This is a genomic window from Streptomyces sp. PTL18 (assembly GCF_059510295.1).
Genome location: NZ_JCAJZO010000015.1, coordinates 91,694 through 117,158 on the forward strand (window position 1 = coordinate 91,694; position 25,465 = coordinate 117,158).

Genomic DNA, 25,465 nt, shown 5'->3' on the forward strand with positions numbered 1-25,465 from the left:
CGTCCGGCCGCGTGAACACGTGCCCGCTGCCCTGCCACTCCGAGCCCGCTGGCCACGCTCCCTGGCGCCGCGGCTGCTGGCGGCGAACTTACGTATGTGCTGCGGCCACTCTCCGAGGGAGCCGCCGTGGGCAGGTCGGCGGAGGGGCGCGATGGCGTTGAGTCCGCTTGCGCGGCGCCGCCGCTGCCTCCGCGGGCTGTCAGGAGGGAGTGCGCCCCGGCCGTTTCCGACCGGAGCGCACCTTGCGCCGTGCTGGTCAGCGGCGGGCTGGCAGGGGCCTGGAGCCCACGGCCGAGTGCGGTGCGGGAACGCTGGCGGCGCCTCGGGTGGTGGAGGCGAGGCTGCCGCCGGTGACGGTGAGCGGCCCTGCGGTGTAGAGGGCCTCGTCGAATGCCTGGCCGCCCGTCGGTGTCTTGCCCACGGCGAAGACGGAGACCGCCTTGCCGCTGACGACGGAGGTGGAGAGGTAGTCGCCGACCATGCTGCCCTGGGTGGAGTCGGCGATCTGGGACAGGGACATGGGTCCGGCGACGGTGGTCGGGCTGCTCCAGGTGCTGCCGCCGTTGGCGGAGGATAGGTAGCCGACCTCCAGTTGGCAGGTGGAGGCGGTGCAGTTGGCGGTCGGGTAGAAGTAGTAGTAGAGACCGATCTTGGCCGTGCTGCCGGAGGTGGCGGGGTCGATGCCGATGCCGGGGATGAAGTGGTCGACGTCGCTGGTGGTGGCGTCGATGGGGACCCGGGTCACGGCCGACCACGATGTGCCGTTCGTGGAGGTGGAGTACACGATGTCGTTGGCCGGGCAGCCGGAGCGGAAGCGGCAGTCCTGCCAGGCGACGTACACCTTGCCGCTCGCGTCGATCTCGGCGGACGGCAGGCCCTCGCCGTCACGCAGGTTGCCGGCCACGCCGTGGCTGCTGACGTTGGCGACCAGAGTGCTGGAGCTCCAGCTCGAGCCGCCGTTGGTGGAGGTGAAGGCTCGGATCGCGCTGCCGTTGGCGGAGTAGGGGACCACGACCGTGCCGTTCGGCTGGACCAGGGGCTGGCCGCCGAGACCGGCCGGGCCGCCGGACGGGGCGACGGGTGCCGCCCAGGTGGCGCCTCCGTCCGTGGAACGGCTCATGACGACGGCGTTGCCGGACGAGGTGACGTCGACCTCGACGTAGCAGGTGCCGTAGTAGGGGCTGGTGGTGGAGTTGTCGCAGACGATCCACTCCTTGTCGTAGCCCTTGCCGTCGTTGCCGACCGCGATCACCGGGTTCTGCCAGGTGATGCCGTTGGTGGAGCGGCTGACGCTGACGCCGGCGCCGTTGACGTTGGAGTCGATGACCAGCCCGGCGACCATCCAGGTGCCGTGCTTGGCGTCGTAGGCCACGGCCGGGTCGGACACGCGGGCCCAGCTGCCGCCGCCCTGGTAGGTGGTGATGCCGGGGAGCATGCCGTGCTGCCAGGTGGTGCCGGCGTCGGTGGAGGTGTTCCAGCCGATGTCGGAGGCGCCGCCATCGGTGAACCGACCGACCTGGGAGGAGGCGACGATCGTGTTGCCGTAAGCGAAGGTGTCGGGCTCGAGCTCGGTGGCGTGCTGGCTCGAGGTGTTCGTGAACGGGTCGGTGCTGACCTGGGTCAGCCCGGGCGGCGGGGTGACGGTGGTGAAGGCGACGTCGTCGTAGAGCGTGTAGGTCGCGTCGCCCGGGTAGTTGTCGTCGTGGCTGACCAGGGTGAGCTTGTAGCTGTGCCCGGCCGTCACCGACGAGGTGACCTGCTTCCAGCCCCGGCCGTTGGTGCAGGTCTTGGCGAGCACGGTCGTCGTCGTGCCGGCGGTGGTGTCGGCGAGGGTGGCCGTGGCCCAGTCGTAGGTGACCGTGTCCGGGCAGGTCACGCTGTACCAGAAGGACAGCTGACTGCTGCCGCTCGGCGCGGTGAAGGTCTGGGCCACGGAGGAGTCGCCGTTGGTCGGCGAGGTGGTGCCGACCCGGGCGGCGTACGTGCCGCTGTGTGCGCCGGAGTTGACCACCGACGCGGTCCCGGTGGAGGTCCAGCCGGTCAGGCTGCCGGACTCGAAGCCGCCGTTGGAGACATCGGCCAGGGCCGGGTGCGACGCGAGCAGCACGCCGCCCAGGGAGAGCAGTGCGGTGGTGGTGGCGGTCGCGACGGATCTGTGGAAAGCGGTGTGCGACATGAGGAGACCCCTTGTCGTGAACGGGGGTACGCCGGACGTGCCGGCGTCCGAGGGCGGGGCGGACCGACGGGCGGCCCGCCCCGGGGGGACGACGCCTCTGTCAGGACAGGGTCACGTCGTCGTAGCGGGTGTAGGTGGCGTCGCCGGTGTAGTCGTCGTCGTGGCTGACGAGGGTGAGCGTGTAGCTGTGCCCGGCCGTGATGGAGGCGGTCTTCTGGATCCAGCCGGAGGAGGACACGCAGGTCTTGGCCGGCACCGTGGTGGTCGTGCCGGTGGTGTCGTCCTTGAGCGTGGCCGTGGCCCAGTCGTAGGTGACCGTGTCCGGGCAGGTCACGTTGTAGTGGAGGCCGAGCGTGCTGGTCCCGGACGGGGCGGTGAAGGTCTGCGCGATCGAGGAGTCGCCGTTGGTCGGCGAGGTGCTGCCCACCCGGGCCGCGTACGTTCCGCTGTGCGCGCCGGAGCCGACCACCGACGTGGTCCCCGCCGACGTCCAGCCGGTCAGACTGCCCGTCTCGAAGCCGCCGTTGGCGATCCCGCCGCCGCTGCCGCCGGTGACGGTCAGGGTGTAGGTCGCGGTGTGGGTGGCCGAGGCGCCCGTGCCGGTGACGGTGATGTTGTAGGTGCCCGCCGGGGTGGACGAGGACGTGGCCACCGTCAGCGTCGAGGAGTTGCCCGCGGGGACCGAGGCCGGGTCGAAGGTCGCGGTCGCCCCGCTGGGCAGCCCGGACGCGGACAGGCTCACCGACTGGGCCGAGCCGGAGGTGACCGCGGTGGAGACCGTGGTGCTCGCCGAGGAGCCCGGGGCCGGTGCGGTGGAGGCGCCCGGGGCGGGAAGCGCGGCGTGGGCCACGGGGGCGGAGAGCCAGAGGGTGGGGAGGGCTGCCAGGACCGCGGTGAGCGCGGCTGTCCGGCCGCGTCTGTGTCGGGATCTGGATCTGGATCTGGATCTGGATCCGAGTCGGGTCATTGAACATCCTTTGGGGCAGCCGGGGTTCACCCGGCAGGTGGGGAGTGAAGGACGTTCACGCCGAAGGCGCGCGTGTTCGCAACGCGGGATGCTTGCACCGGACATGTCACACAACAAGATGGATGACGCCAGTGCGGCCGGAAGCAACCGAGAATTTACGGAGTGCAGTCAACACCCAGCAAAATCACAGGGTTTTCCCTGTATCGGTGCAGGACCTTCCGGCCGCGAGTGAAGCCCCGGTGCCGCCGGGAACCCGTTGGAACGCGGCGGCGTCCAACGCCTGGCCTGCCTTCCCGAACTCCGCCTGGGGGCACCATGAGACAGCACGGCAACGGAATCCGGTTCCTCGCCGGCCCCGCCCTGGCGGTCCTGGCGGTCGGCTGCGCCTCCGGCGCCGGAGCCGGGCCCCCGGCTCCGAGCGGACCGTCGTCATCCCCCTCTGCCCAGCCGTCCACGGCGAGTTCGTCGTCGACGGGGACGGCCTCGGCCTCCGGTTCCTCCCTCGGTGGCACCGCGTCACCCGACCGCACGACCACGGCTTCGGTACGCCCCGGCACCTCGGCCACCACGTCCGCAGGCAGGAAGCGCCCGTGCCTCAGCGGCACCGTCTCGGTGCTCGACCCGGCCACGGACAACCCGTTGCGCAGCACGTGCGTCCATGTCGGCACCCGCATCCAGGTCACTCTGCGGCCGCCGAGCAACTACCGATGGGCGCCGGTCACCAGTTCCACCCCGAGTGTGATGACCGTCCTCGACAACCACCTCGCGCCCGACGGAACCCGCGCCGCCACCGCCCGCGCCGACTTCCCGGGCACCGCGACCCTCACCTCCGCCGACATCTACACCCCTGACCCCCACGGCCCGCCGTCCCGGCCCTGGCAGCTGACGATCACCGTTGTCCCGTAACCGCACCCCACCCCCGTTACGGATCGACGTGCGCGTGTGGCTGCCGTTCGTCTCCAGGAGCACACGTACGGTGTCGCGCAGGTGGCGGGTGCCTGAGTCGTGGCGGCGAGGTCGCCGAGGACGCGTGCGATCCAGCGTTCGTGGTCCTCGCTCTCGGCGGTGAGGAGTGCGGCGACGGCGACATTGTCGAAGGCCAGGACTCGCGCGCTGCGGTCACGGGCGGTCTCGGCGACCGCCCGTGACCCGGATCGCCTCGCGCAGCGAGCCGCGAAACCCGTCGGGACCCGGCGCCTGTGAACCCAGCGCGAGCCGGACGCCCGAGGTGAGGCCCCGATACCCGCAGTCGGCGGCAATCGGGGAGGAGGTCCGGGCGCCCCGGCCCTCCTCCCTCACCGCCGGACATCGGGACCCGGATCCTGGCGGTTCGTCGGTGGCGGTGGGCTACCAGGTGTCGTTCAGCGTCCCGCCGCCCGAGCTTCCCGTGGTGAAGGAGTGGTTGTTGCCCGGCTCCCACGTGATCGAGCCGTCGGAGTTCTTGATGATGTATTTGTACTCGATGTAGGTGTTGGCCGGCAGGGTGACCGTGCCCTTCCAGGTCGGGTAACTGGCCGAGGACAGCGGGACGGCCTGGGAGGTGTTCCAGCTGCCCAGGGCAGGGATCGAGCCGACCAGGTAGACGTTCTGGCCCCAGGTGGTCGTCTCGTTCACGTTGAAGGTCTCGCCCGCTGTTCCGGCGGTGGCGGTCGGGGTGTAGAGCGCGACAGCGTCCTGGGCCGGGACGGTGACGGTCGCGGTGCCGTTGCTGCCCACCGTGACGGTCGAGCCGGAGCAGGCGCCCGTCGAGACGGTCAGGTCGCCGTGGATGATGTCGCAGTACGTGCCCGCGGGCAGGCCGGTCTCGACGGTCACGGCCTTGGCGCTGGACTCGTTGTTGATCGCGATCCAGCCGCGGTTGCCCCGGCTGAAGGCGATGAGGTTCGAGCCGTCGTCGTACCAGTTGCTGACCGATTGGCCCGCCACGGCGTTGTGCCAGCCGACCATGTTGGCGACGCCCTGGTTGCGGTCGGTGCAGAACCAGCCGTTGGAGCAGTTGGTGTCGGTGATGTACCCGTTGGAGTCGGACGGCGGGGAGTCGTCGCTGTTGGTCCAGGTGAAGCCGGCGTATACCTGGGGCACGTCGTAGCCCCAGGCCAGTTCGAACAGGTTGGCCAGGATGTAGGGGGTGCCGGACTTGTAGTTGAGCGTGCTGCCGTCCCGCTCGGTGTCGTGGTTGGTCACCATCGAGGTCGAGGCGGACGCCGGCTCCAGGCCCCAGCTCCGACCGAAGCTCTTGAGGTTGGCGATGTCGCCGGTGAACTGGCTCTTCAGGTCTCGGGCGTAGGTGAACTCGATCACGCTGCCGTTGGACTCGAACGCGCTCGGCTGCAGCGCGGAGTTGCTGCTGCCCGGGATGACCTCCTGGTACACGTACGGTCGGGAGCCGGTCCAGGTGGTGTTGTTCACCTGAGACAGGACGGCCGCCATGTCGGCTGCCGCTATGTGCTTGGCGGCGTCCATGCGGAAGCCGTCCACACCCAGGTTGATCAGGCTGTTGAGGTAGCCGGCCTCGGCGGCGCGGACGTGGCTGGTCTCGGTGTGGAGGTCCTCCAGGTTGGACAGGTCGCACTCCTGGACCTGGGTGGTGTTGTTCCAGTCCGAGATGGACAGATCCGAGGTGGGGCAGTTCGAGGGATAGCTGTGGAAGTCGGCCGAGGAGTAGCCGGGCTGGGAGTATGCGTACGTCGAGGCGTTGAAGCTGTCGCCGCCGTAGGAGTCGGTGCTGGTGTTGCCGGCGCCGGCCATGTGGTTGAGCACCGCGTCCGCGTACACCTTGACGCCGGCGTTGTGGCAGGTGGTGACCATGTCCGCGAACTGGGCGGCGGTGCCCATCCGGCTGTTCAGGTCGTACCCGACCGGCTGGTACACCTCCCACCACGGGTGGCTGGTCTGGTTGAGCCGGATGGAGTCCTCGGGCGGGGCCACCTCGACGGCGCCGTAGCCCTTCGGGCCCAGGACGCCGGTGCACTCGGCGGCCACGGACGGCCAATTCCACTCGAAGAGGTTGGCGATCACGTCGCCGCCGTCCGGTGCGCCGGCGGCACGGGCGGTGGTCTGAACGGTGAGCGGCAGGACGGCACCGGCGAGCAGGGCGCCGACTGCTACCAGGACGGTTCTGCCGCGTTGGAGTGGTTGCTTCATGTCCGGGTCTCTCCTGTGCTGACGGCCCGGCCACGGACAGTCAGGCAGCACGAGGCGAGCACGCTGTCGTGCGGAGGAGGCCGTGGTGGAGCCGGGATGGGTGGAAAGCTCCGGGCCGAATGGCGATGGCCCGGACGGCGATGGCCGCACGACCCACCGAGGTCCCGCCCGGCGGAGTCGACAGCCCGGGAGCCATGCGGCCGCGGACCCGCCTGGCACCTCACCGTGCGGCGGCCCCCCGGTGGCCGGGGGACCCGCCGCGAGCAGACCTTCTCGCGCCCTGTGTTACGGCGTCAAGAACTTGAAGCAAATACTTTCTGCAACTTGCGAAAAATTCTTGCGGGCCGCCGGTGTCGCCGCCAGGGGAGCACTCCAGCAGCAGGTCGGCGGTGTGCTCCGAGGACATGCTGGGCCGCTGGTGGGAGCAGCTCCTGCGCAACCAGAGCGCGCTGCGGCTCGAGGTCCGGCTGCTGTTCATGCCCGGCGTGATGGTCACCGGCGTCCCCTACCGGCGCGACTACGCCCTCCCGCCTCCAGCGAGTCCGGGGCGGGCTGACGGCCGGCGTCGAACGTCCCGCCGCACCGGGAAGTGGGGGAGGACGGCCACGCTGTAGTGCCGGTCGCCGCGTACCGCGTCCGTCCACCGGTCGGCGGAGATGTGGCCCCCGGCAGGCAGGCAGCGGGACCATGCGCGTGGCGCTCGGGTGAGGTCAGGAGAGTCCGGACGCCCGGAGGACCGCCTGCAGCGCCTCGTCGTCGACGCGGTGGCCCAGCCGTTCCAGAACCTCGGCTCCCTGACGCAAGGTGCCACGTTCCATGGAGCGGCGGACACCCGTGTCGAGTTGGTGCCAGAGCAGCGGGTTGGCGGTGAGGACGCGGGGGTCGAGTTCCAGGCGGTTGCCGTGGACGTCTCGCAGGACCAGGTGCGAGGAGACGCCGTCGTATTGCCGTACCGCCGTCAGCGCGTCGGTGCGTACCGTGCGCCGGCGCCAGGGCGTGCGGACCGCCAGCCAGCCGGGGCCCGCGCTCACCCGCTGGGGAAGCAGGACGGCGCAGACCGCGGCCGACAGGGCGATCCAGAGCAGGGCGCGCGGGGGCGTGAGGCTTCCCGCGTCCCAGTCGACCAGGAGGCTCAGGGCGCAGAACAGCAGGGCGCAGCTCGCCGCGAGCCGTGCGCTGCCACGCCAGTGGCGGTCGCCGGCCGAGCCTGGCGGTCCGCTCCGTCGCATGACGCCGACGCTAGGTGCCCGCACCCGGTGCGGCGACCGCTGCTTACGGCCCCCTAACGCCGTACGGCCGATTTTGACGGAATCCTGACGCGGTCGCCGGAGCCGGTCCTCAGCCGGTGTGCACGCGCGGCCGGCGGGCACGGTTCGGTTCGGCCTCGCGCAGTACCTCGCGGGTGACCGGGGCGACCTCGCCCTGGCCGAAGAGGAAGAAGCGGAGGAAGTTGGCGAAGGGGTTGCCCTCGGTCCACTCGAAGTAGATGTGCGGGGTGCAGCCGGTCATGTCCCGGGCGTGCAGGACGAGGGCGGCCAGGGCGTTGGGGATGGAGGAGGACTCCATGGTCAGGACGCGGTAGCGGTCGTGCAGGACCTCACCGCGGACCGCCAGGCTCTCCTCCTCGAACTCGGAGGGGTCGGTGACCGTGACCTCGACGAAGACGAAGTCCTCCTGCTCGGGCATGTCGTTGTCGGCGCGGATCTGCTCGACCTTGTCGCGGTACTCGGCCTTGTCGCGCTGGTCCGGCTCGTTGGCGATGAAGCGGAGCTTGCGGCTGGCCATGTCCCGGATGAATCGTTCCGCCATGGGGTCCAGTTCGACCTGCGTGACGCGCAGCTCGAAGGCGCGGGCCAGCCGGGACAGTAGTGAGACCAGGATGATGGCGACGATGAAGCAGGCACCGATCTTCACACCGTCCGGGCGCTCGACGATGTTGGCGCCGGTGACATAGAGCAGGACCGCGGTCACCACCGAGAAGCCGATGAGCCACCCGCGCTGTCCGGCCCGGTGGGCGGCGATGGTCACCGCGATCGAGGCCGAGGACATCAGCACCAGCACGCCGGTGGCGTAGGCGCCGCCCTGCGCGTCGACACTGGCGTCGAAGAGCCAGGTGATCAAGAAGGCGATCAGGGTGAAGACGATCACCATGGGGCGCACGGCGCGCGCCCACTGCGGCGCCATGCCGTAGCGCGGCAGGTAGCGGGGCATGAGGTTGAGCAGGCCGGCCATGGCGGAGGCGCCGGCGAACCACAGGATGGCGATGGTGGACAGGTCGTAGACCGTGCCGAAGGTGCCACCGAGGTATTCGTGCGCCATGTAGGCGAGCGCGCGTCCGTTGGCCTGGCCGCCCGTCTTGAACTCCCTCGCCGGGATCAGCACCGTGGTGACGAAGCTGGTGAGGATCAGGTAGATGCTCATGATCACAGCAGCGGTGGTCAGCAGTTTCCTGGTGTCCCGGACCCGGCCCCTGGGGTTCTCCTCGGTGTCGTCCGGGTCTCCTTGGATGTGCGGCATGACCGCGACGCCGGTCTCGAAGCCGGACACACCGAGTGCCAGCTTCGGGAAGACCAACAGAGACACGCCGATCATGACGAAGATGTTCCCGTGCTCAGCGGTCAGACCGTTCGTCCAGTCGGCGACCACATGGCCTGCCGTGGCCACGTGCCACAGGCCGACGGCCACCACGACCGCGTTCAGGCCCAGGTAGGCCACCACCAGGACGACCGCGACGCCGATCGCCTCCATGAAGCCCTTGAGGAACACCGCGCCCAGCAGAGCGATGAGGAACAGCGTGACCCACATCTGCTGGTTGTGCAGCAGGCTGTTCAGATGCGGGTTCTCCACCAGGTGGGTGGAGGCGTCGGCCGCGGACAGGGTGATGGTGATGATGAAGTCGGTGGCGGCGAAGCCGAGCAGCGCCAGGACGAACAGCTTGCCCTTCCAGAAGGACAGCAGCCGCTCCAGCATCGCGATCGAGCCCTCACCCCGGGGGCTCTCCACGGCCACCCGGCGGTAGACCGGGAGAACGCCGAAGAGGGTGACGACGACGAGCACGATGGTGGCCACCGGGGACAGCAGACCGGCCGCAAGTGCCGCGATGCCCGGCTGGTAGCCGAGGGTGGAGAAGTAGTCGACGCCGGTCAGGCACATCACCCGCCACCAACGCTGTCCCGAGTGCGGCGCACCCGCCTCGGCGTACGGCCCCTGCTGGTGTCCTGCCCTGTCGGACAGACCCTCCAGTATCCACATCCGCAGTCGGCTCGGCGGCGGGTGTTCGGTGGTGGCCATCGACGTGCTCTCCTGGTGTGCGGCTCAGCGGCTCGGTTGGGGTCCGACCGTCCCACGGACGGCGGCATCAGCTAAGCAGAGAGTGGCCCATCGGCACATGAGCGATCTCACCGAGCGCGTCAAGCTTCCGTTAAGACCGGCCGCGCACAACCGGTGGCGCATCCCGATCAAGAGGCAACCATCGCCAAGGCGCGGGTTGGGCCGGATGAGCCAGCACGACGGCCGGGTCGTGTGCCAGTGAGGGAGATCCAGTGTCGTGTCGTACGAGGTCTCTCTGCCTGACCGTGCCGTACACGGCGTGCAGCTGGAGCCTTGTGCGGGCGTTGGTGAGCCGGTCGCCCCGGCCCACCCCTGGCCCCTCAGGGACCGGCCGGCCCTGACGGCCGGCCTGGCCGCCCCGGGCGCGGACGGATTTCTTGACGTGTTCCTGACGTCGGGCGGGCCGTTCGGTGGAACGACGCCGCGTCCTGTGCCGTTCCTCTCCGATGTGACGTCAACTCTCCCTCCACGCCCCGACCTTGGCCGGCGCTCCCAGCACATGGTGATCTGCGGCGACGACGGACTCGCGCACCGCCTCGCGCTCGAACTGGACGCGGTGTGCGGCGAAGTCGTCACCGTGGTGCTGCCCTCCCGGGAGGACGAGTACGGAACCGAGATCGCCGCGCTGCACGCCGACCCGCGCTCGCCGGTCGAGTTGCTCGTCTCCGCGCGCCCGGACGAGCGGACCCTGCGGGCGGCCGGGGTCGAGCGGGCCGCCGCGCTCGCCCTCACCTACCGCGACGACCAGGTCAACATGACCGCCGCCCTGTTGGCCCGCACCCTCAACCCGTCGGTACGGCTGGTGGTGCGGATGTTCCACCACGAGCGCGGCCGGCACCTGGAGCGGCTGCTGGACCGCGCCGCCGGACTGGTTCCTGGGGCGGCGCAGGACACCTCCACCACGGTGCTGTCCGACGCCGACACCGCCGTACCGGAACTGGTGGCGGCAGCCGCCGTGGGCCACGGCCACACGCTTCAGGTCGAGGGCAAGGTCTTCCGCGGTGCCGTACGCCCGGCCGGGGCGCCGGCGCAGGCCACGGACCTGGCCACGCTTGCCGTCCTGTCCGGCGCCCACCAGGACGACCCGGCGAGCCAGGACAGCCCGGAGACACCCGGCGAGGACGGCACCCAGCTGCTGCCGGACACCCGGATCGCGTACCGCCGCCAGTTCACGCACGGCCGGCTGATGCTGGAGGAGGTCACCCACCACCACCTGCCCGACCCCGCCCGGCAACGACGGCGCGCCCGCCCCGGTGCCTGGCTGCGGGCGCGCCTGGCACACCTGCCGTGGAAGGTTTTCCTCTCCCGCGAGCTCACCGCCGTCTTCGGCGCGCTCGGCACCATGGTGCTCGCCCTCGCCGCCGCCACCGCGCTGTTCGCCGACGAGCACCCGTGGTGGAAGAACCTGTACCTGCCGATGCTCGACATCTTCACCATGGGCGACCCGGCCACCAACGAGTCCGTCGCCCGCCGCATCCTCCAGCTCGTCGCCGGTTTCGTCGGCCTGGCCGTACTGCCGCTCGTCGTGGCCGCGACGCTGAACGCCACCGAAGCCTTCCGCGCCGCCTCCGCGAACCACCCGCCCGACGAGGACACGGCCGGCCACATCGTCCTCGTCGGCCTCGGCAAGATCGGCACACGGGCGCTGGCCCGGCTGCGCACCACCGACCACCAGGTGGTCGTGATCGAACGCGACCCGCACGCGCGGGGTGTCACGCTCGCCCGTGAACTGGGCGTGCCGCTGATCCTGCAGGACGCCACGGCCCCGGACGTGCTCGACCTGGCCCGGGTCCGGCACAGCCGCTCCCTGCTCGTCCTCACCCGCGACGACGGCCAGAACCTGGACATCGTCATGGCCGCCCGGGAGCACAATCCCGCGGTCCGCGTGGTCATGCGGCTGTACGACGACGACTTCGCGGCGACGGTCCAGCGCACCCTGCGTGCCTGCTACCCCGACGCGCTCACCCGCAGCCGAAGTGTTTCCGCGCTGGCCGCCCCGTCCTTCGCCGCCGCCATGATGGGCCGCCATGTGCTCGGTGTGATGCCGGTGGAACGCGGATCACTGCTGTTCACCTGCGTGGATGTGGCCGGGCACCCCGAACTGGAGGGGCGCCCGGTGCACGAGGCGTTCCGCGAGAACGAGTGGCGGGTACTGGCCGTCGGGGCCGCCGGTGCTGCGGCAGATCCTTCCTCCCCGGACCCCCTCACCGGGCTGCGTCCCGACCGGTCCGGCTTCGACTGGCGCCCTCCGCAGGGGCGGGTGCTGCGCGCCGGCGACCGTGTCGTCCTGGCGACCACCCGGCGCGGGCTGGACATCCTCATGACGGGCGTACAGCCGCATCCCTCGAACCGACGGGACTGAGGAGCGCCCGGAGGAGTCACTCCGGTCCGGATGCCTCGAACACGGTCAGCGCGGCTTCCCGGTCGACGCGGGCAGCCGGCCGCCCCGGCGCGGTCCGCCCGCACAGCAGCGGCCCCTCGGCGGCCGCTCACGTCCCCGGAGGATGCCGCCCGCGCGCCGACCGGCGACCCGCGGGCTTGCTCACCGCGTCTCATGCCTGACGTCAGAGACGCCGAGGACCGGAACAAATGATCTCGACGCCGTTCGGTGAGGACCCCACGGTCCCGGTGCTCCTCACGCGTGAGTGTTACCGGTCGGTAGGGATCAGCGGCCGTATGGGTTCCGTCAAAGCCGTGGGCGCAGCCGTATGAGGGCCGTCAAGGGGTGACCAGGTCCGGCCGGAGAGGCTGTTTCCTCTAAGCGTCCGTGTTCCACCCCCGAACCTCTTCAGGAGTTCACGATGGCCGATCTGGCCTTCGTCGCCATCACCGTCGCGGTCTTCGCGCTGGTGGCCCTCGTGGCCCGGGGGGTGACGAAGCTGTGACCGCCGAGAACATCGTCGGCCTGGTCGTGGCCGTCGCCCTGCTGGGTTACCTCGTCCTCGCCCTGATCTTCCCGGAGAGGTTCTGACTGTGACATCAGCTGCTGTCGCAGCGGGCGACATGGGTCCCGTCCTTGCCGACGTGCTCTTCGTGACCGCGCTGATCGGCGCGCTCGCGTCGGCGCACCGTCCCCTCGGCGACTACATGGCCGCCGTCTTCCAGTCCGAGAGACACCTGCGCGTCGAGCGGTGGATATACCGCTCCGTGGGAGCCAACCCCGACGCCGAGATGCGCTGGCCGGCCTATCTGCGCGGGGTGTTGTTCTTCTCCGCCGTCAGCGTGCTGTTCCTGTACCTGCTCCAGCGGGTGCAGGACAAGTTGCCCCTGTCGCTCGGTTTCAAGCCGATCAGCCCGGACCAGGCGTTCAACACGGCCGCCTCCTTCGTGTCCAACACGAACTGGCAGTCGTACTCGGGCGAGGTGGCGATGAGCCACGTCACCCAGACCATGGGCCTGGCCGTGCAGAACTTCGTGTCGGCGGCCGTCGGTATCGCCGTCGCGGTGGCGCTGGTGCGCGGCTTCGCCCGGTCCCGCACCGGAGACCTGGGCAACTTCTGGGCCGACCTGGTGCGCTGCATCATCCGGATCCTGATCCCGATCTCCGTGATCGCGGCCGTGGTCCTGATCGCCTGCGGTGCCGTCCAGAACTTCGGCGGCATCCACCACATCACCACCCTGACCGGCCAGCGGCAGGCCATCAGCCCCGGCGCGGTGGCGTCGCAAGAGGCCATCAAGGACCTGGGCACCAACGGCGGCGGCTTCTTCAACGCCAACAGCGCCCACCCCTTCGAGAACCCCAACGGCTTCACCAACTGGCTGGAGATCTTCCTGCTCCTGGTGATCCCGTTCTCGCTGCCGCGCACTTTCGGCAGGATGGTCGGCTCGGTCAAGCAGGGCTACGCGATCCTCGCCGCGATGGGCATCATCTGGTTCCTCGCCGTGGTCGCCGTGACCTGGCTGGAGTACGCCCACCCGGGCACCGCCTCGCAGCTGGCGGGCGGCGCCATGGAGGGCAAGGAGCAGCGGTTCGGCGAGGGCAACTCGTCGGCCTTCGCCGTCTCCACGACCATGACATCGACGGGCTCGGTGGACTCCTTCCATGACTCCTTCGGTGGTCTTTCCGGCGGTGTGCTGCTGCTCGGCATGATGCTGGGCGAGATTGCGCCGGGCGGCACCGGCTCCGGCCTGTACGGCATGCTGATCATGGCGATCATCGCGGTGTTCATCGCCGGTCTGATGGTCGGCCGTACGCCCGAGTACCTGGGCAAGAAGATCGGCGCCCGCGAGATGAAGCTGGCCGCCGCCTACATCCTGGTCACCCCGGCCCTGGTGCTGATCGGCGCGGCGCTGGCGATCGCACTGGGCAAGGGCCAGTCGTCGATGCTGAACTCCGGTGCGCACGGCTTCTCCGAGGTGCTGTACGCCTACACCTCTGCCTCCAACAACAACGGTTCGGCCTTCGCCGGATTCGCCGCGAACACCGAGTACCACAACACGATGCTCGGCCTGTGCATGCTGCTCGGGCGCTTCGTGCCCATGGTTTTCGTGCTGGCGCTGGCCGGCTCGCTCGCCGAGCAGCAGCCGATCCCGGCCACCGCGGGCACCCTGCGGACCGAGAAGCCGCTGTTCACCGGTCTGCTGGTGGGCGCGATCCTGATCATCACCGGTCTGACGTTCTTCCCGGCGCTCGCGCTGGGCCCGCTGGCCGAAGGATTGGCGTGATGACCACCAACACCTCGAAGACAGAGATCAAGAAACAGGACTCGATGTCCACTCCCACCCTCGCGCCCCACCAGGACGCGCCGACCGGGCACAAGGCGCCCGAAGGCCGTGTCGGCGGCGGACTGTTCGACCCCAAGCAGCTGGTCACGTCCCTGCCCGACGCCTTCCGCAAGCTCGACCCCCGGGCGATGGTCAAGTCCCCCGTGATGTTCGTGGTCCTCGTCGGCTCCGTCCTGACCACGGTGTTCTCCGTCCAGCACCCGGGCGACTGGTTCGGCTGGACCATCAGCGCCTGGCTGTGGCTGACCGTGATCTTCGCCAACCTGGCGGAGGCCGTGGCCGAGGGCCGCGGCAAGGCGCAGGCCGACACCCTGCGCAAGGCCAAGACCGACACCGTCGCCCGCCGCCTCCTCGCGGACGGCTCCGAGGAGCAGGTTCCCGGTACCGCGCTGACCATCGGTGACCTGGTGGTCTGTGAGGCCGGTGACGTCATCCCCGGTGACGGTGACGTCGTCGAGGGTGTCGCCTCGGTGGACGAGTCGGCGATCACCGGTGAGTCCGCCCCGGTGATCCGGGAGTCCGGTGGTGACCGGTCCGCGGTGACGGGCGGTACGAAGGTGCTGTCCGACCGGATCGTCATCAAGATCACGACGAAGCCCGGCGAGACCTTCATCGACCGGATGATCAACCTGGTCGAGGGCGCGGCACGGCAGAAGACGCCCAACGAGATCGCCCTGAACATCCTGCTGGCGTCGCTGACCATCGTGTTCCTGCTGGCGGTGGCGACCCTGCCACCGTTCGCCGACTACGCGCACTCCAAGCTGAGCATGGTCGTCCTGGTGGCGCTGCTGGTCTGTCTGATCCCGACCACGATCGGCGCCCTGCTCTCCGCGATCGGCATCGCGGGCATGGACCGGCTGGTGCAGCGCAACGTGCTGGCCATGTCCGGACGTGCGGTCGAGGCCGCCGGTGACGTGTCGACCCTTCTGCTGGACAAGACCGGCACCATCACGCTCGGCAACCGCCAGGCGGCGGAGTTCGTGCCGGTGCGCGGGACGACGGAGGCGGAGGTGGCCGACGCCGCCCAGCTGTCCTCCCTCTCGGACGAGACCCCCGAGGGCCGATCCGTCGTCGTCCTGGCCAAGGAGAAATACGGGCTGCGCGAGCGCCACCAGGGCGAACTGGTCGGCGCCGAGTGGATCGAGTTCACCGCCCAGACCCGCATGTCGGGTGTGGACGTCGACGGCCGCAAGGTCCGCAAGGGCGCCACCGCCTCGGTCATCGCCTGGGTCAAGGAGCAGGGGGGCACCGTTGCCGAGGACGCCCAGGAGCTGACCGACCGGATCTCCGAGGCGGGCGGCACGCCCCTGCTGGTCGCCGTCCACGACGACAACGGCGCCCGGGTCCTGGGTGTCATCCACCTGAAGGACGTCGTCAAGGAGGGCATGCGGGAGCGGTTCGAGGAACTGCGCCGCATGGGCATCAAGACGGTCATGATCACGGGTGACAACCCGCTGACCGCGAAGGCGATCGCCGAGGAGGCGGGCGTCGACGACTTCCTCGCCGAGGCCACGCCCGAGGACAAGATGGCCCTCATCAAGCGGGAGCAGGCCGGCGGCAAGCTGGTCGCGATGACCGGCGACGGCACCAACGACGCCCCCGCGCTCGCGCAGGCGGACGTCGGCGTGGCGATGAACACCGGGACGTCGGCCGCCAAGGAGGCCGGCAACATGGTCGACCTCGACTCCAACCCGACCAAGCTCATCGAGATCGTGGAGATCGGCAAGCAGCTGCTGATCACGCGCGGTGCGCTGACGACGTTCTCCATCGCCAACGACGTCGCGAAGTACTTCGCGATCATCCCGGCGCTGTTTGCGGCGGTCTACCCGGGCCTGGACAAGCTCAACATCATGCACCTGTCCTCGCCCGACTCCGCGATCCTTTCCGCGGTCGTCTTCAATGCGCTGATCATCGTCGCGCTGGTACCGCTGTCCCTGAAGGGCGTGCAGTACAAGCCGGTCAGCGCCGACCGGATGCTGCGCCGGAACCTCGGCATCTACGGGCTGGGCGGCCTGATCGCGCCGTTCATCGGCATCAAGATCATCGACCTGCTCATCTCGCTCGTCCCCGGGATCAGGTGAAGGACATGAACAACTCCTTTGTGAACCTCGGCCGTATGACGTGGGCCGCCCTGCGCATGCTGCTCGTCCTCACCGTCGTGACCGGCGTCGTCTATCCCCTCGTCGTGACCGGTATCGGCCAGGCGGCCTTCCACAGCAAGGCCGACGGATCGGTGGTCGAGGTCGACGGCAAGGAGGTCGGCTCCTCGCTGATCGGCCAGAGCTGGAACATCAAGGGCACCGACAAGCCGGACCCGAAGTGGTTCCAGCCCCGTCCCTCCAACAGCAACTACGACCCGCTGACCACGGGTTCCAGCCAGCTCAGCGCCAGTAACCCCAAGCTGGTCGAGAGGGTGAAGGACGCGAAGAAGCAGGTCGCCGAGTTCAACGGCGTACCCCCGTCCGAGGTGCCCAAGGACGCGGTGACCGGCTCTGCCTCCGCGATCGACCCGGACATCTCCCCGGCTTACGCCGACATCCAGGTGGGCCGCGTGGCGAAGGCGAACGGCCTGCCCGCTGCCCAGGTGCAGAAGCTGGTCGAGGAGCACACCGACGGCCGCACCCTCGGATTCATGGGTGAGCCGCACGTCAACGTCCTGGCGCTCAACATCGCGCTCAAGGACCTTCTGGCGAAGCAGTGACGGGAGTATGCGACATGGGCGGGAGTCGGCGGCCAGGGGGGAATCCCGGGTCCGTCGACTCCCGCTGTCATGACGACAGGAGAGGCGCACACCCATGACCAGGGTGCTCGTGGTCGAGGACGACCCGCAGCTCGTACGGGCCCTCGTAATCAACCTTCAGGCACGCCAGTACGGCGTCGACGCCGCCCCCGACGGCGCCACCGCGCTCCGCCTGGCGGCGGCCCGCCAGCCGGATCTGGTGCTGCTCGACCTCGGCCTGCCCGACATGGACGGCGTCGATGTCATCAGGGCCCTGCGCGGCTGGACCCGCGTTCCGATCATGGTCCTGTCCGCACGTCAGTCGTCCGACGAGAAGGTGGCCGCCCTCGACGCGGGCGCCGACGACTACGTCACCAAGCCGTTCAACATGAACGAACTGCTGGCCCGGCTGCGAGCGGCCGTCCGCCGCACCGAGGACACCCCGCTCGTCCCGGAGACGAGGCTGGTCGAAACGGAGGACTTCACTCTCGACCTGCTGGCCAAGAAGGCCGCGCGGGACGGGCGGGACGTACGGCTGACCCCGACCGAGTGGCACCTGCTGGAGATACTGGTGACGAACCCCGGCCGCCTCATCACCCAGAAGCAGCTGCTCCAGGAGGTGTGGGGCGTCTCCCAGAGCAGCAAGACCAACTACCTGCGTGTCTACATGGCCCAGCTGCGGCGCAAACTGGAAGCAGATCCCTCCCATCCCCGCTATCTCATCACCGAGCCCGGCATGGGCTACCGCTTCGAAGGGTGAACATGGCACGCGGCAAGCTCCGGATCTATCTCGGCGCGGCACCCGGCGTCGGCAAGACGTACGCGATGCTGTCCGAGGGGCACCGCCGGGTTGAGCGGGGCACCGACTGTGTCGTCGCCTTCGTGGAGCACCATGGCCGGTCGCGTACCGAGGTGATGCTGCACGGCTTGGAGCAGGTGCCGCGCAAGGAGATCGAGTACCGGGGCAGCGTCTTCACCGAGATGGACGTGGACGCCGTCCTCGCCCGCCGCCCCCAGGTGGCCCTTGTCGACGAACTCGCGCACACCAATGTCCCCGGCTGCCGGAACAGCAAGCGTTGGCAGGACGTCGAGGAGCTGCTCGCGGCCGGCGTCGACGTGGTCTCCACGGTGAACATCCAGCACCTGGAGTCGCTGGGCGATGTCGTGGAATCCATCACCGGGATACGGCAGCAGGAAACCGTCCCCGACGAGGTCGTACGGCGAGCGGACCAGATCGAGCTGGTCGACATGTCCCCGGAGGCGCTGCGGCGCCGGATGGCGCACGGCAACATCTACAAGCCGGACAAGGTCGACGCGGCTCTGTCGAACTACTTCCGCCCCGGGAACCTGACGGCGCTGCGGGAGCTGGCACTGCTGTGGGTCGCCGACCGGGTCGACGAGTACCTGACCGAGTACCGCAGCCAGCACCGGGTCTCGAAGATCTGGGGCTCACGCGAACGGATCGTGGTCGGGCTCACCGGTGGCCCCGAGGGCCGCACCCTCATCCGCCGGGCCGCACGCCTGGCCGAGAAGGGTGCGGGCGGCGAGGTCCTCGCCGTCTACATAGCTCGCAGTGACGGCCTGACCTCCGCCTCGCCGAAGGAGCTGGCGGTCCAGCGCACCCTGGTGGAGGACCTGGGGGGCACCTTCCACCACGTGGTCGGTGACGACATACCGGCCGCCCTGCTGGACTTCGCGCGGGGCGTGAACGCCACGCAGATCGTGCTCGGCGTCTCCCGCCGCCGCAGCTGGCAGTACGTCTTCGGGCCGGGCGTCGGCGCCACGGTCGCCCGGGACTCCGGCCCCGACCTCGACGTCCACCTCATCACCCACGACGAAGTGGGCAAGGGCCGAGGACTGCCCGTCGCCGCCAGGGGCGCGCGGCTCGGCCGGGCCCGGCTCATCTGGGGATGGCTGACCGGAATCGCCGGACCGCCGCTGCTGACGTGGCTGCTGAGCAGTGTCGTCCCCGCCGTCGGGCTCGCCAACGACATGCTGCTGTTCCTGACGATGACGGTGGCGGCGGCCCTGCTCGGCGGGCTCTTCCCCGCGCTGGCCTCGGCGGTGGTCGGATCCGCCCTGCTGAACTGGTACTTCACCCCGCCGGTCCACACCTGGACGATCGCCGACCCGAAGAACATCGTCGCCATCGCGGTGTTCTTCGGCGTCGCCGTCTCCGTCGCCTCCGTGGTGGACCTGGCCGCCCGCCGCACCCACCAGGCGGCCCGGCTCCGCGCCGAATCGGAGATCCTCTCCTTCCTCGCGGGCAACGTCCTGCGCGGCGAGACCACCCTGGAAGCACTGCTGGACCGGGTCCGCGAGACCTTCGGGATGGAGTCGGCGGCCCTGCTGGAACGCGAGAACGACGTCGCTCCCTGGACGTGCGCGGGCAGCGTCGGCCCCCGCCCCTGCGTCACCCCCGACGCGGCCGACGTGGACGTCCCGGTCGGTGACCACCTGACCCTGGCCCTCTCCGGCCGTGTCCTGCCCGCCGAGGACCGCCGCGTGCTGGCCGCCTTCGCGGCCCAGGCCGCCGTCGTGCTGGACCGCCAGCGCCTGCAGCAGAAGGCCGACGAGGCGAAGGCCCTGGCCGAGGGCAACCGCATCCGCACCGCCCTGCTCGCCGCCGTCAGCCACGATCTGCGCACCCCGCTCGCCGGCATCAAGGCCGCCGTCACCTCCCTGCGCTCGGACGACGTCGAATGGTCCGCGGCCGACCAGGCCGAGTTCCTGGCTGCCATCGAGGAGGGCGCCGACCGCCTCGACCACCTCGTCGGCAACCTGCTCGACATGTCCCGCCTCCAGACCGGCACCGTCACACCGATCATCCGCGAAACCGACCTCGACGAGGTGATCCCCATGGCGCTCGGCGGCGTACCCGAGGACAGCGTCGACCTCGACATCCCGGAAACGCTGCCCATGGTCGACGTCGATCGCGGCCTGCTGGAACGTTCGGTCGCCAACGTCGTGGAGAACGCGGTCAAATACAGCCCGCCGGGCGAACCGGTCCTGGTCTCGGCCAGCGCCATGGCCGACCGCGTGGAGGTCCGGGTCGTCGACCGCGGCCCCGGCGTCCCGGACGAGGCCAAGCCCCGCATCTTCGAACCGTTCCAGCGCTACGGCGACTCACCGCGCGGCGCCGGCGTCGGCCTCGGCCTCGCCGTGGCCCGCGGCTTCGCGGAGGCCATCGGCGGCACCCTCAACGCCGAGGACACCCCCGGCGGCGGCCTCACCATGGTCCTCACCCTGCCGACGGCACCACAGCGCCGCCCGGAAGAACCCGAGCACGCGTCCGCCGCCAGCATGTGAGGGGCGGGGCCCCGAGAGCCTCGGGCGCGGCCCCGGTCGGAAGGTCCGGCGCCGTCGGCAACGAACGTGACATCGGTTCCTCGCGGTCAGGCTCGGCGGGCGTGGGACGCGAGGCGATCGGCGAACGCGATGACGAGGTCGCGCAGTTCGTCGGGGCGCTCGATGACGAACGGCCGGTCGAGTGAGGCGAGTACCGGAGGCAACCAATCGAGCCGCTCCGCCCGCAGCTCGACGCGCAGCCAGCGTTCGGCCGCCCGGTCCTCGCCCGGCGTGGGCGCGTACTCCTCCAGGCTCGCGACGCTGGCGGGAAGGTGGGCGCGGATCTGCCCAACCGTCCCGTGGATCCGCAAGGTCACCTCGTGCCGGTACTCGGCCGTGGCGAAGGCTGACAACACGCGCTGTGCCGGATCGGGACCCGTGGGCGCTTCGAACGAGCCGGGCAGGGTTCGTGCGTCCGCGACGCGATCGAGCCGGAAGGTTCGGTCCTCGCCGATCCGGGCGTCCTGGCCCGTGACGTACCACCGGCCCGCATGGGCGACGATCCCGTACGTGTGCAGCGTGCGTTCGCTGCGCCGTCCGTCGCGGTCGGTGTAGCGGATCGAGACCGGTCGGCGGTGACGCACCGCGTCGGCGAGGGTGAGCAGGACGTCGGCGTCCGGGGTGTCGAAATCATGGGGCTGATCCGTGAAGGCGAGGGCTTCCAGGAGTGTGTCGAGCCTGCGGGCGAGGTGCTTGGGCAGCACTCGCCGGATCTTCGCCGATGCCGTCTCACCAGCCGCATGCCGAGTCGTCGTCAGGCCTGTTCGTCGGCCGGCGACCAGGCCGAGCAGCACGGCCAGCGCCTCGTCGTCGCTGAGCATGAGCGGAGGCAAGCGGTACCCGGGGGCGAGCCGGTACCCGCCGTAGCGCCCGCGCACCGATTCCACCGGCACGTCCAAGTCGATCAGATGGTCCACGTACCGCCGCACGGTGCGCCCTTCGACGCCGAGCCGGTCGGCGAGTTCGGCCACCGTCCGGGTGCCGCCCGACTGCAGCAACTCCAGGAGGGTCAGCACGCGGCCGGTGGGTCGAGGCATGTGCACAGCCTAACGCGAAAAGGGGACCGATTCTGTCCACTATTTCTCCTAGCCTGCGACGTGCACGCATCCGGCACTGCCAAGGAGATCCCCATGGACTTCGTCTCGATCCGCATCATCACCGGCGATGTAGCACGCCTTGTCGAGTTCTACGAGCGCGCCACGGGGGTGCGGGCCACGTGGGCCACCGAGGACTTCGCCGAACTCAGGACCGCGGGCGCCACCCTCGCGATCGCCGGCACCCGCACGGTCCCGCTGTTCGCCCCGGGCTCTGCCCGCCCGGCGGACAACCACAGCGTGATCATCGAGTTCCTCGTCGACGACGTCGACAGCGTTCACCAGAACCTGACCGGCTTCGTCACCGACTTCGTCACCAAGCCCACCACGATGCCCTGGGGCAACCGGTCGCTGCTGTTCCGCGACCCCGACGACAACCTCGTCAACTTCTTCACCCCCGTCACCCCGGCGGCCATCGAGAAGTTCGCACGCTGACGGCCGACACCTTCCTGGTCCCGTAGGAACTGGGTCAAGGGCTGGTCATGGATTGGGGACGTGGTGTGGTGGGGGCGTATTCTCCAGGCGGTTTGAAAAGACACCTCGTTCGGTGAGGCGTCTTCACGGACACAGGCCACTGATCCCACCCGTCGAGAGACGCTCCGGATCAGGACAGGTCTCCCCGGCCCAAGGGGTGACCCCAAGTGGCTTCCCTCGCGGGATCGCGGGGGGATCACGCCGTGGAGTGCCAAAGCTCTGACGAGTTGGGGTGCGCCGGGACCGTTCCCGTCCCGGCTGCCCCTTGCCGCACGACCGCGACGCCCTGTTGCGCGGCGGAGACCGGAAGGAGGCGACATGGACAGTAGTCCGGGCCATAGTCGGCCCCTCTTCGTGTTGTCCGCGCCGTCCTTCCGCGGCCCGGGGCAGCCCCCTCTTCCCTGATCTCTGATCCGCCGACTTCTCGGCCGGCGATCCGCCCAGCTCACCGGTCTCGGCAGGCCGCGTACCGGCGTGTGCCCGGGGTGCCTGCCACGGCCGACTGGGGGAGGAGGAGCGCTGCCGTGGGCCGCCCGATGCCCCGCCACGCCGGGGCAAGGGGGTGTTCACCTTGGCTGCCCACACTCTGCTCATGTCCACCACCGCTCGCCTGCGCGACCGCCGGGTCCACCTGGAGCGCCGCGCCACCGCCTCCAAGGCGGTCCGCACCTCACTGGTCTCGCTGGCCGGTCTGATCGGCGGGCCCGTCACCAACCAGGCCGGCGAAGAGGTCGGCCGCGTCGTCGACGTCGTCGCCCGGCTCTACGGCACGGACGCATACCCGCCGGTCACCGGCCTGATCCTGCGCATCGGCCGACGGCGCGCCTTCCTCGCTGCCGACGCCGTCGGCAAGGTGCACGCCGGGCACGTGCGGCTGAGCACCGCGCGGGTCGACCTGCGCGACTTCACCCGCCGCCCCGGCGAGGTCCTGCTTGCCAAGGATGTCCTCGATCACCAGCTCGTCGACGTCGACGGCGTCCAGGTCACCCGGGCCGCCGACCTGTACCTGGCACCGCTGGTCGACCGGGTGGTGCTGGTCGGCGTGGACGTGTCGCTGCCCACCCTGCTGCGCCGGCTCGGCCCCCGACGGTGGCAGGCCCGTCCGACCCCGGAGCGGGTGCTGGACTGGCAGGCGGTGGCCCCGTTCGCCGAGCAGGCCACCGAGGGCCCGCCCGAGGTACGGCTGCGCGCATCCCGGGCCGCGCTGCACCGGCTGCGCCCGGCCGACCTGGCCGACATCCTCGAAGACCTCGGCCGCGCCGAGCGACAGCAGCTGCTCGGCTGGCTGGAGCCCGAGCAGGCCGCCGACGCGCTGGAGGAGATGGAACCGGCCGAGCTGGAGAACCTGCTGCGCGAGGCGAAACCGGAGCACGCCGCCCGCCTCGTGGACGAGATGGAGCCCGACGAGGCCACCGACGCCCTGCGCGACCTCACGCCCGAGGAGCGTGAGGCCCTGCTGATGCGCATGCCGGCCGATGGAGCCGCGGAGCTGCGTCGGTTGCTGGCGCACCGGGAGGGCACCGCGGGCGGCGCCATGACCACCCTGCTGATCACCGCCGGTCGGGACGAGACCGTCGCCGAGGTGCGGGGCCGGCTGGCCGAGCAGGCCGAGCACCGCACCGAGATCGACGCCGTCGCCGTCCTGGACGAGGAGGGCCGTCTGGTCACCGACATCGCGCTGTTCGACCTCGCAGTGGCGGAGGACACCACTCCGGTGGCCGACCTGGTCGCCTGGCGGGTGCAGTTCGGCCCGCCCGTCACCGTCCGTCCGGACACCGCGCTGGCCGAGGCCGCCGACGAGCTGGTGGCCGCCCGCGCATCCTCGCTGCTGGTGGTCGACGACACCGATCGTCCGCTCGGCCGGATCCTGGCCGACGACCTGCTCGACAACCTGCTGCCCGAACGCGGGCGCCTGCACTTCCGGAGGTTCCTGCAGTGACCCGCCACCTCGACGCCGGCGAGCGGACTCCGGCAGCTCCCACGGCCGCGACGGCTCCTGTCCGCCGCACCGGCCGGCGGCGCATCACCATGGTCGCGGCGATCGCCGGTCCCGGCTTGGTCGCCGCGAACGCGGGTAACGATGCGGCCGGAATCGCGACGTACGCCTCGGCGGGCTCGCAATTCACGTACGGCACCCTGTTCTTCATGGTGCTGGTCACCATCGCCCTGGTGATGGTGCAGGAGATGGCCGTACGGCTGGGCGCGCACACCGGCAAGGGCCTCGGAGCGCTGATCCGCGAACAGTTCAGCCTGCGCCTGACCGGACTCGCGGTGTTCTGCCTGCTGCTGGCCAACACGGGTCTGGTCGTCTCGGAGTTCGCCGGTATCGGCGCCGCCTTCGAACTCCTCGGCGTGCCCAAGTGGGCGGTCATCCCGCCGGCCGCGATCCTGCTGTGGGCGCTGGTGCTGTTCGGCTCCTACCACTGGGCCGAACGCATCTTCCTCATCATGTCGCTGGCCTTTTTCGCCTACCCCGTCGCCATGGTCCTCGGCCACCCGCACTGGGCCGAGGTCGGCAAACACCTCATCGTCCCGCACATCGAGCCGAACAAGGACTTCATCCTGCTCGCCGTCGCGCTCATCGGCACGACCGTCAGTCCGTACATGCAGTTCTACGCCGCCGCAGGCGTCGTCGACCGGGGCGCCAAGCCGGAGGACTACCGGCTGATCAAGCTGGACGCCGTGCTCGGGGCGGTCTTCGCCTGCATCATCAGCCTGACCATCATCATCGCCACGGCCGCCGCGATCGGAGGGACCGGCCCACTGGACTCCGCCGCCCAGGCCGCCGAGGCTCTTGAACCGGTCGCCGGAAAGAACGCCGAACTCCTCTTCGCCATCGGCCTGATCGGCGCCTCCGCCCTCGCAGGCGCGGTCGTCCCGCTGTCCGCGAGCTACGCCGTGGGCGAGGCGGCGGGCGTGGAGCGCTCCGTCTCCCGCACCTTCCGCGATGCGCCCCTGTTCCTGGGCCTGTTCACCGCGCAGATCGTCCTCGGCGCGGTGGTCGCCATGACCCCGGTCGACGTCATCCAGCTCCTCATCGGCACCCAGGTCCTGCAGGGCCTGATCAGCCCCATCGTCCTGGTCTACCTGCTGGTCCTCACCAACCGCCGCTCCGTCCTCGGCACCGCGGCCAACGGCCCCCGCTACCGCATCGCCGCCACCGCCGTGGTCGTCGGCGTCGCCGGCATGTCCACGATCCTGCTCGTCCAGACCGTTCTCGGCTGGTTCGGCCTCGGCTGACCCAGCCCATCAGAGAGAACCAACCGCCGTCATCGTGGACCTGGTGCTTCGCAGCGGCCTCATCGTCTGTGATCTGCGAGCTCGTCGGGCGGTCGGCCTGCCTGCCGGTAGCCGTTGACCACGCCGGCGACGGCTTCGCCGCGTTCGGTCCGGGCAGTCGGGCAGGGGGACGATGTTCACTTCGGGTGGCGACGGGCTGCACGCGGTCGTCTCATGAACGTCCTTCGGTCGGAAGGTGTTTCACGGGC

At 70.2% G+C, this 25,465-nt stretch carries 17 protein-coding genes, 1 pseudogene and 1 riboswitch; of the genes and pseudogenes, 12 read left to right on the forward strand and 6 right to left on the reverse strand.

The genetic code is table 11. The annotated features are described in order from the left end of the window. Positions 1-256: 256 nt before the first annotated feature. Together AC5WS8_RS25715 and AC5WS8_RS25720 are read right to left on the reverse strand one after the other, a co-directional pair. Positions 257-2,176, reverse strand: a complete 1,920-nt coding sequence (locus AC5WS8_RS25715; protein ID WP_496105829.1) for a hypothetical protein — start codon at positions 2,174-2,176, stop codon at positions 257-259. 100 nt (positions 2,177-2,276) lie between these two features. After that, a complete protein-coding gene (locus AC5WS8_RS25720; protein WP_496105830.1) occupies positions 2,277-3,143 on the reverse strand; it encodes a hypothetical protein in 867 nt (288 codons plus the stop codon). A gap of 315 nt (positions 3,144-3,458) precedes the next feature. Between AC5WS8_RS25720 and AC5WS8_RS25725 the strand changes: the two genes are divergently transcribed. Next, positions 3,459-4,049 (forward strand): hypothetical protein, encoded by a 591-nt coding sequence (locus AC5WS8_RS25725; protein WP_496105831.1) that lies wholly within the window; start codon positions 3,459-3,461, stop codon positions 4,047-4,049. Positions 4,050-4,490: 441 nt separating this feature from the next. On the opposite strand, the gene AC5WS8_RS25730 is transcribed toward AC5WS8_RS25725, so the two are convergent. Continuing rightward, positions 4,491-6,287 carry a carbohydrate-binding module family 20 domain-containing protein gene (locus AC5WS8_RS25730; protein WP_496105832.1) on the reverse strand — a complete coding sequence of 599 codons (1,797 nt, stop codon included), beginning with the start codon at positions 6,285-6,287 and terminating at the stop codon, positions 4,491-4,493. Positions 6,288-6,694: 407 nt separating this feature from the next. Here AC5WS8_RS25730 and AC5WS8_RS25735 point away from each other — a divergent pair. After that, positions 6,695-6,901: pseudogene (locus AC5WS8_RS25735) on the forward strand (hypothetical protein); the annotation flags it as partial. 96 nt (positions 6,902-6,997) lie between these two features. Here AC5WS8_RS25735 and AC5WS8_RS25740 read toward each other — a convergent pair. Both AC5WS8_RS25740 and AC5WS8_RS25745 read right to left on the reverse strand, forming a co-directional pair. Continuing rightward, entirely contained in the window at positions 6,998-7,516 is a 519-nt protein-coding gene (locus AC5WS8_RS25740) for a hypothetical protein (protein WP_496105833.1), read from the reverse strand. Between the two features lie 109 nt (positions 7,517-7,625). Further along, positions 7,626-9,578, reverse strand: coding sequence for an APC family permease (locus AC5WS8_RS25745; RefSeq protein WP_496105834.1), 1,953 nt, complete (start codon positions 9,576-9,578; stop codon positions 7,626-7,628). Positions 9,579-10,065: 487 nt separating this feature from the next. Here AC5WS8_RS25745 and AC5WS8_RS25750 point away from each other — a divergent pair, with 487 nt between their 5' ends. The 7 genes from AC5WS8_RS25750 (at position 10,066) to AC5WS8_RS25780 (ending at position 20,370) form a co-directional block, all read left to right on the forward strand. Then, positions 10,066-11,979 (forward strand): NAD-binding protein, encoded by a 1,914-nt coding sequence (locus AC5WS8_RS25750; RefSeq protein WP_496105835.1) that lies wholly within the window; start codon positions 10,066-10,068, stop codon positions 11,977-11,979. A gap of 519 nt (positions 11,980-12,498) precedes the next feature. Next, a complete protein-coding gene (gene kdpF / locus AC5WS8_RS25755) occupies positions 12,499-12,588 on the forward strand; it encodes a K(+)-transporting ATPase subunit F (protein WP_016434100.1) in 90 nt (29 codons plus the stop codon). A 32-nt stretch (positions 12,589-12,620) separates the two neighbouring features. Next, positions 12,621-14,282, forward strand: a complete 1,662-nt coding sequence (gene kdpA, locus AC5WS8_RS25760; protein ID WP_496105874.1) for a potassium-transporting ATPase subunit KdpA — start codon at positions 12,621-12,623, stop codon at positions 14,280-14,282. Then, complete coding sequence (gene kdpB / locus AC5WS8_RS25765) at positions 14,282-16,423, forward strand: potassium-transporting ATPase subunit KdpB (protein ID WP_496105836.1); 2,142 nt, start codon at positions 14,282-14,284, stop codon at positions 16,421-16,423. Before kdpA ends, kdpB begins: the two co-directional genes overlap by 1 nt. Positions 16,424-16,428: 5 nt before the next feature. After that, positions 16,429-17,043 carry a potassium-transporting ATPase subunit KdpC gene (gene kdpC, locus AC5WS8_RS25770; RefSeq protein WP_496105837.1) on the forward strand — a complete coding sequence of 205 codons (615 nt, stop codon included), beginning with the start codon at positions 16,429-16,431 and terminating at the stop codon, positions 17,041-17,043. A gap of 94 nt (positions 17,044-17,137) precedes the next feature. Continuing rightward, positions 17,138-17,821: a response regulator gene (locus AC5WS8_RS25775; RefSeq protein WP_496105838.1), complete on the forward strand. Its 684-nt coding sequence runs from the start codon at positions 17,138-17,140 to the stop codon at positions 17,819-17,821. Positions 17,822-17,823: 2 nt separating this feature from the next. Beyond that, complete coding sequence (locus AC5WS8_RS25780) at positions 17,824-20,370, forward strand: DUF4118 domain-containing protein (protein WP_496105839.1); 2,547 nt, start codon at positions 17,824-17,826, stop codon at positions 20,368-20,370. 86 nt (positions 20,371-20,456) lie between these two features. Here AC5WS8_RS25780 and AC5WS8_RS25785 read toward each other — a convergent pair whose 3' ends face one another. Beyond that, positions 20,457-21,446: a helix-turn-helix transcriptional regulator gene (locus tag AC5WS8_RS25785; RefSeq protein WP_496105840.1), complete on the reverse strand. Its 990-nt coding sequence runs from the start codon at positions 21,444-21,446 to the stop codon at positions 20,457-20,459. Between the two features lie 93 nt (positions 21,447-21,539). On the opposite strand from AC5WS8_RS25785, the gene AC5WS8_RS25790 reads away from it, so the two are divergent. The 3 genes from AC5WS8_RS25790 (at position 21,540) to AC5WS8_RS25800 (ending at position 25,217) form a co-directional block, all read left to right on the forward strand. Continuing rightward, positions 21,540-21,938, forward strand: coding sequence for a VOC family protein (locus AC5WS8_RS25790; RefSeq protein ID WP_496105841.1), 399 nt, complete (start codon positions 21,540-21,542; stop codon positions 21,936-21,938). A gap of 97 nt (positions 21,939-22,035) precedes the next feature. Continuing rightward, a riboswitch (M-box (ykoK) riboswitch) is annotated at positions 22,036-22,216 on the forward strand. Positions 22,217-22,569: 353 nt separating this feature from the next. Beyond that, a complete protein-coding gene (locus AC5WS8_RS25795) occupies positions 22,570-23,916 on the forward strand; it encodes a magnesium transporter MgtE N-terminal domain-containing protein (RefSeq protein ID WP_496105842.1) in 1,347 nt (448 codons plus the stop codon). After that, on the forward strand, positions 23,913-25,217 hold the full coding sequence (locus tag AC5WS8_RS25800; protein ID WP_496105843.1) for an NRAMP family divalent metal transporter: 1,305 nt from the start codon (positions 23,913-23,915) through the stop codon (positions 25,215-25,217). Before AC5WS8_RS25795 ends, AC5WS8_RS25800 begins: the two co-directional genes overlap by 4 nt. The last annotated feature ends 248 nt before the right edge of the window (positions 25,218-25,465 follow it).

What these genes read in the sequence shown, in the direction of transcription:
- AC5WS8_RS25715 (WP_496105829.1), bottom strand. Translation starts at nt 2,176, where the DNA reads ATGTCGCACACCGCTTTCCACAGATCCGTCGCGACCGCCACCACCACC.
- AC5WS8_RS25720 (WP_496105830.1), bottom strand. Translation starts at nt 3,143, where the DNA reads ATGACCCGACTCGGATCCAGATCCAGATCCAGATCCAGATCCCGACAC.
- AC5WS8_RS25725 (WP_496105831.1), top strand. Translation starts at nt 3,459, where the DNA reads ATGAGACAGCACGGCAACGGAATCCGGTTCCTCGCCGGCCCCGCCCTG.
- AC5WS8_RS25730 (WP_496105832.1), bottom strand. Translation starts at nt 6,287, where the DNA reads ATGAAGCAACCACTCCAACGCGGCAGAACCGTCCTGGTAGCAGTCGGC.
- AC5WS8_RS25740 (WP_496105833.1), bottom strand. Translation starts at nt 7,516, where the DNA reads ATGCGACGGAGCGGACCGCCAGGCTCGGCCGGCGACCGCCACTGGCGT.
- AC5WS8_RS25745 (WP_496105834.1), bottom strand. Translation starts at nt 9,578, where the DNA reads ATGGCCACCACCGAACACCCGCCGCCGAGCCGACTGCGGATGTGGATA.
- kdpA (WP_496105874.1), top strand. Translation starts at nt 12,621, where the DNA reads ATGGGTCCCGTCCTTGCCGACGTGCTCTTCGTGACCGCGCTGATCGGC.
- kdpB (WP_496105836.1), top strand. Translation starts at nt 14,282, where the DNA reads ATGACCACCAACACCTCGAAGACAGAGATCAAGAAACAGGACTCGATG.
- kdpC (WP_496105837.1), top strand. Translation starts at nt 16,429, where the DNA reads ATGAACAACTCCTTTGTGAACCTCGGCCGTATGACGTGGGCCGCCCTG.
- AC5WS8_RS25775 (WP_496105838.1), top strand. Translation starts at nt 17,138, where the DNA reads ATGACCAGGGTGCTCGTGGTCGAGGACGACCCGCAGCTCGTACGGGCC.
- AC5WS8_RS25780 (WP_496105839.1), top strand. Translation starts at nt 17,824, where the DNA reads ATGGCACGCGGCAAGCTCCGGATCTATCTCGGCGCGGCACCCGGCGTC.
- AC5WS8_RS25785 (WP_496105840.1), bottom strand. Translation starts at nt 21,446, where the DNA reads ATGCCTCGACCCACCGGCCGCGTGCTGACCCTCCTGGAGTTGCTGCAG.
- AC5WS8_RS25790 (WP_496105841.1), top strand. Translation starts at nt 21,540, where the DNA reads ATGGACTTCGTCTCGATCCGCATCATCACCGGCGATGTAGCACGCCTT.
- AC5WS8_RS25795 (WP_496105842.1), top strand. Translation starts at nt 22,570, where the DNA reads ATGTCCACCACCGCTCGCCTGCGCGACCGCCGGGTCCACCTGGAGCGC.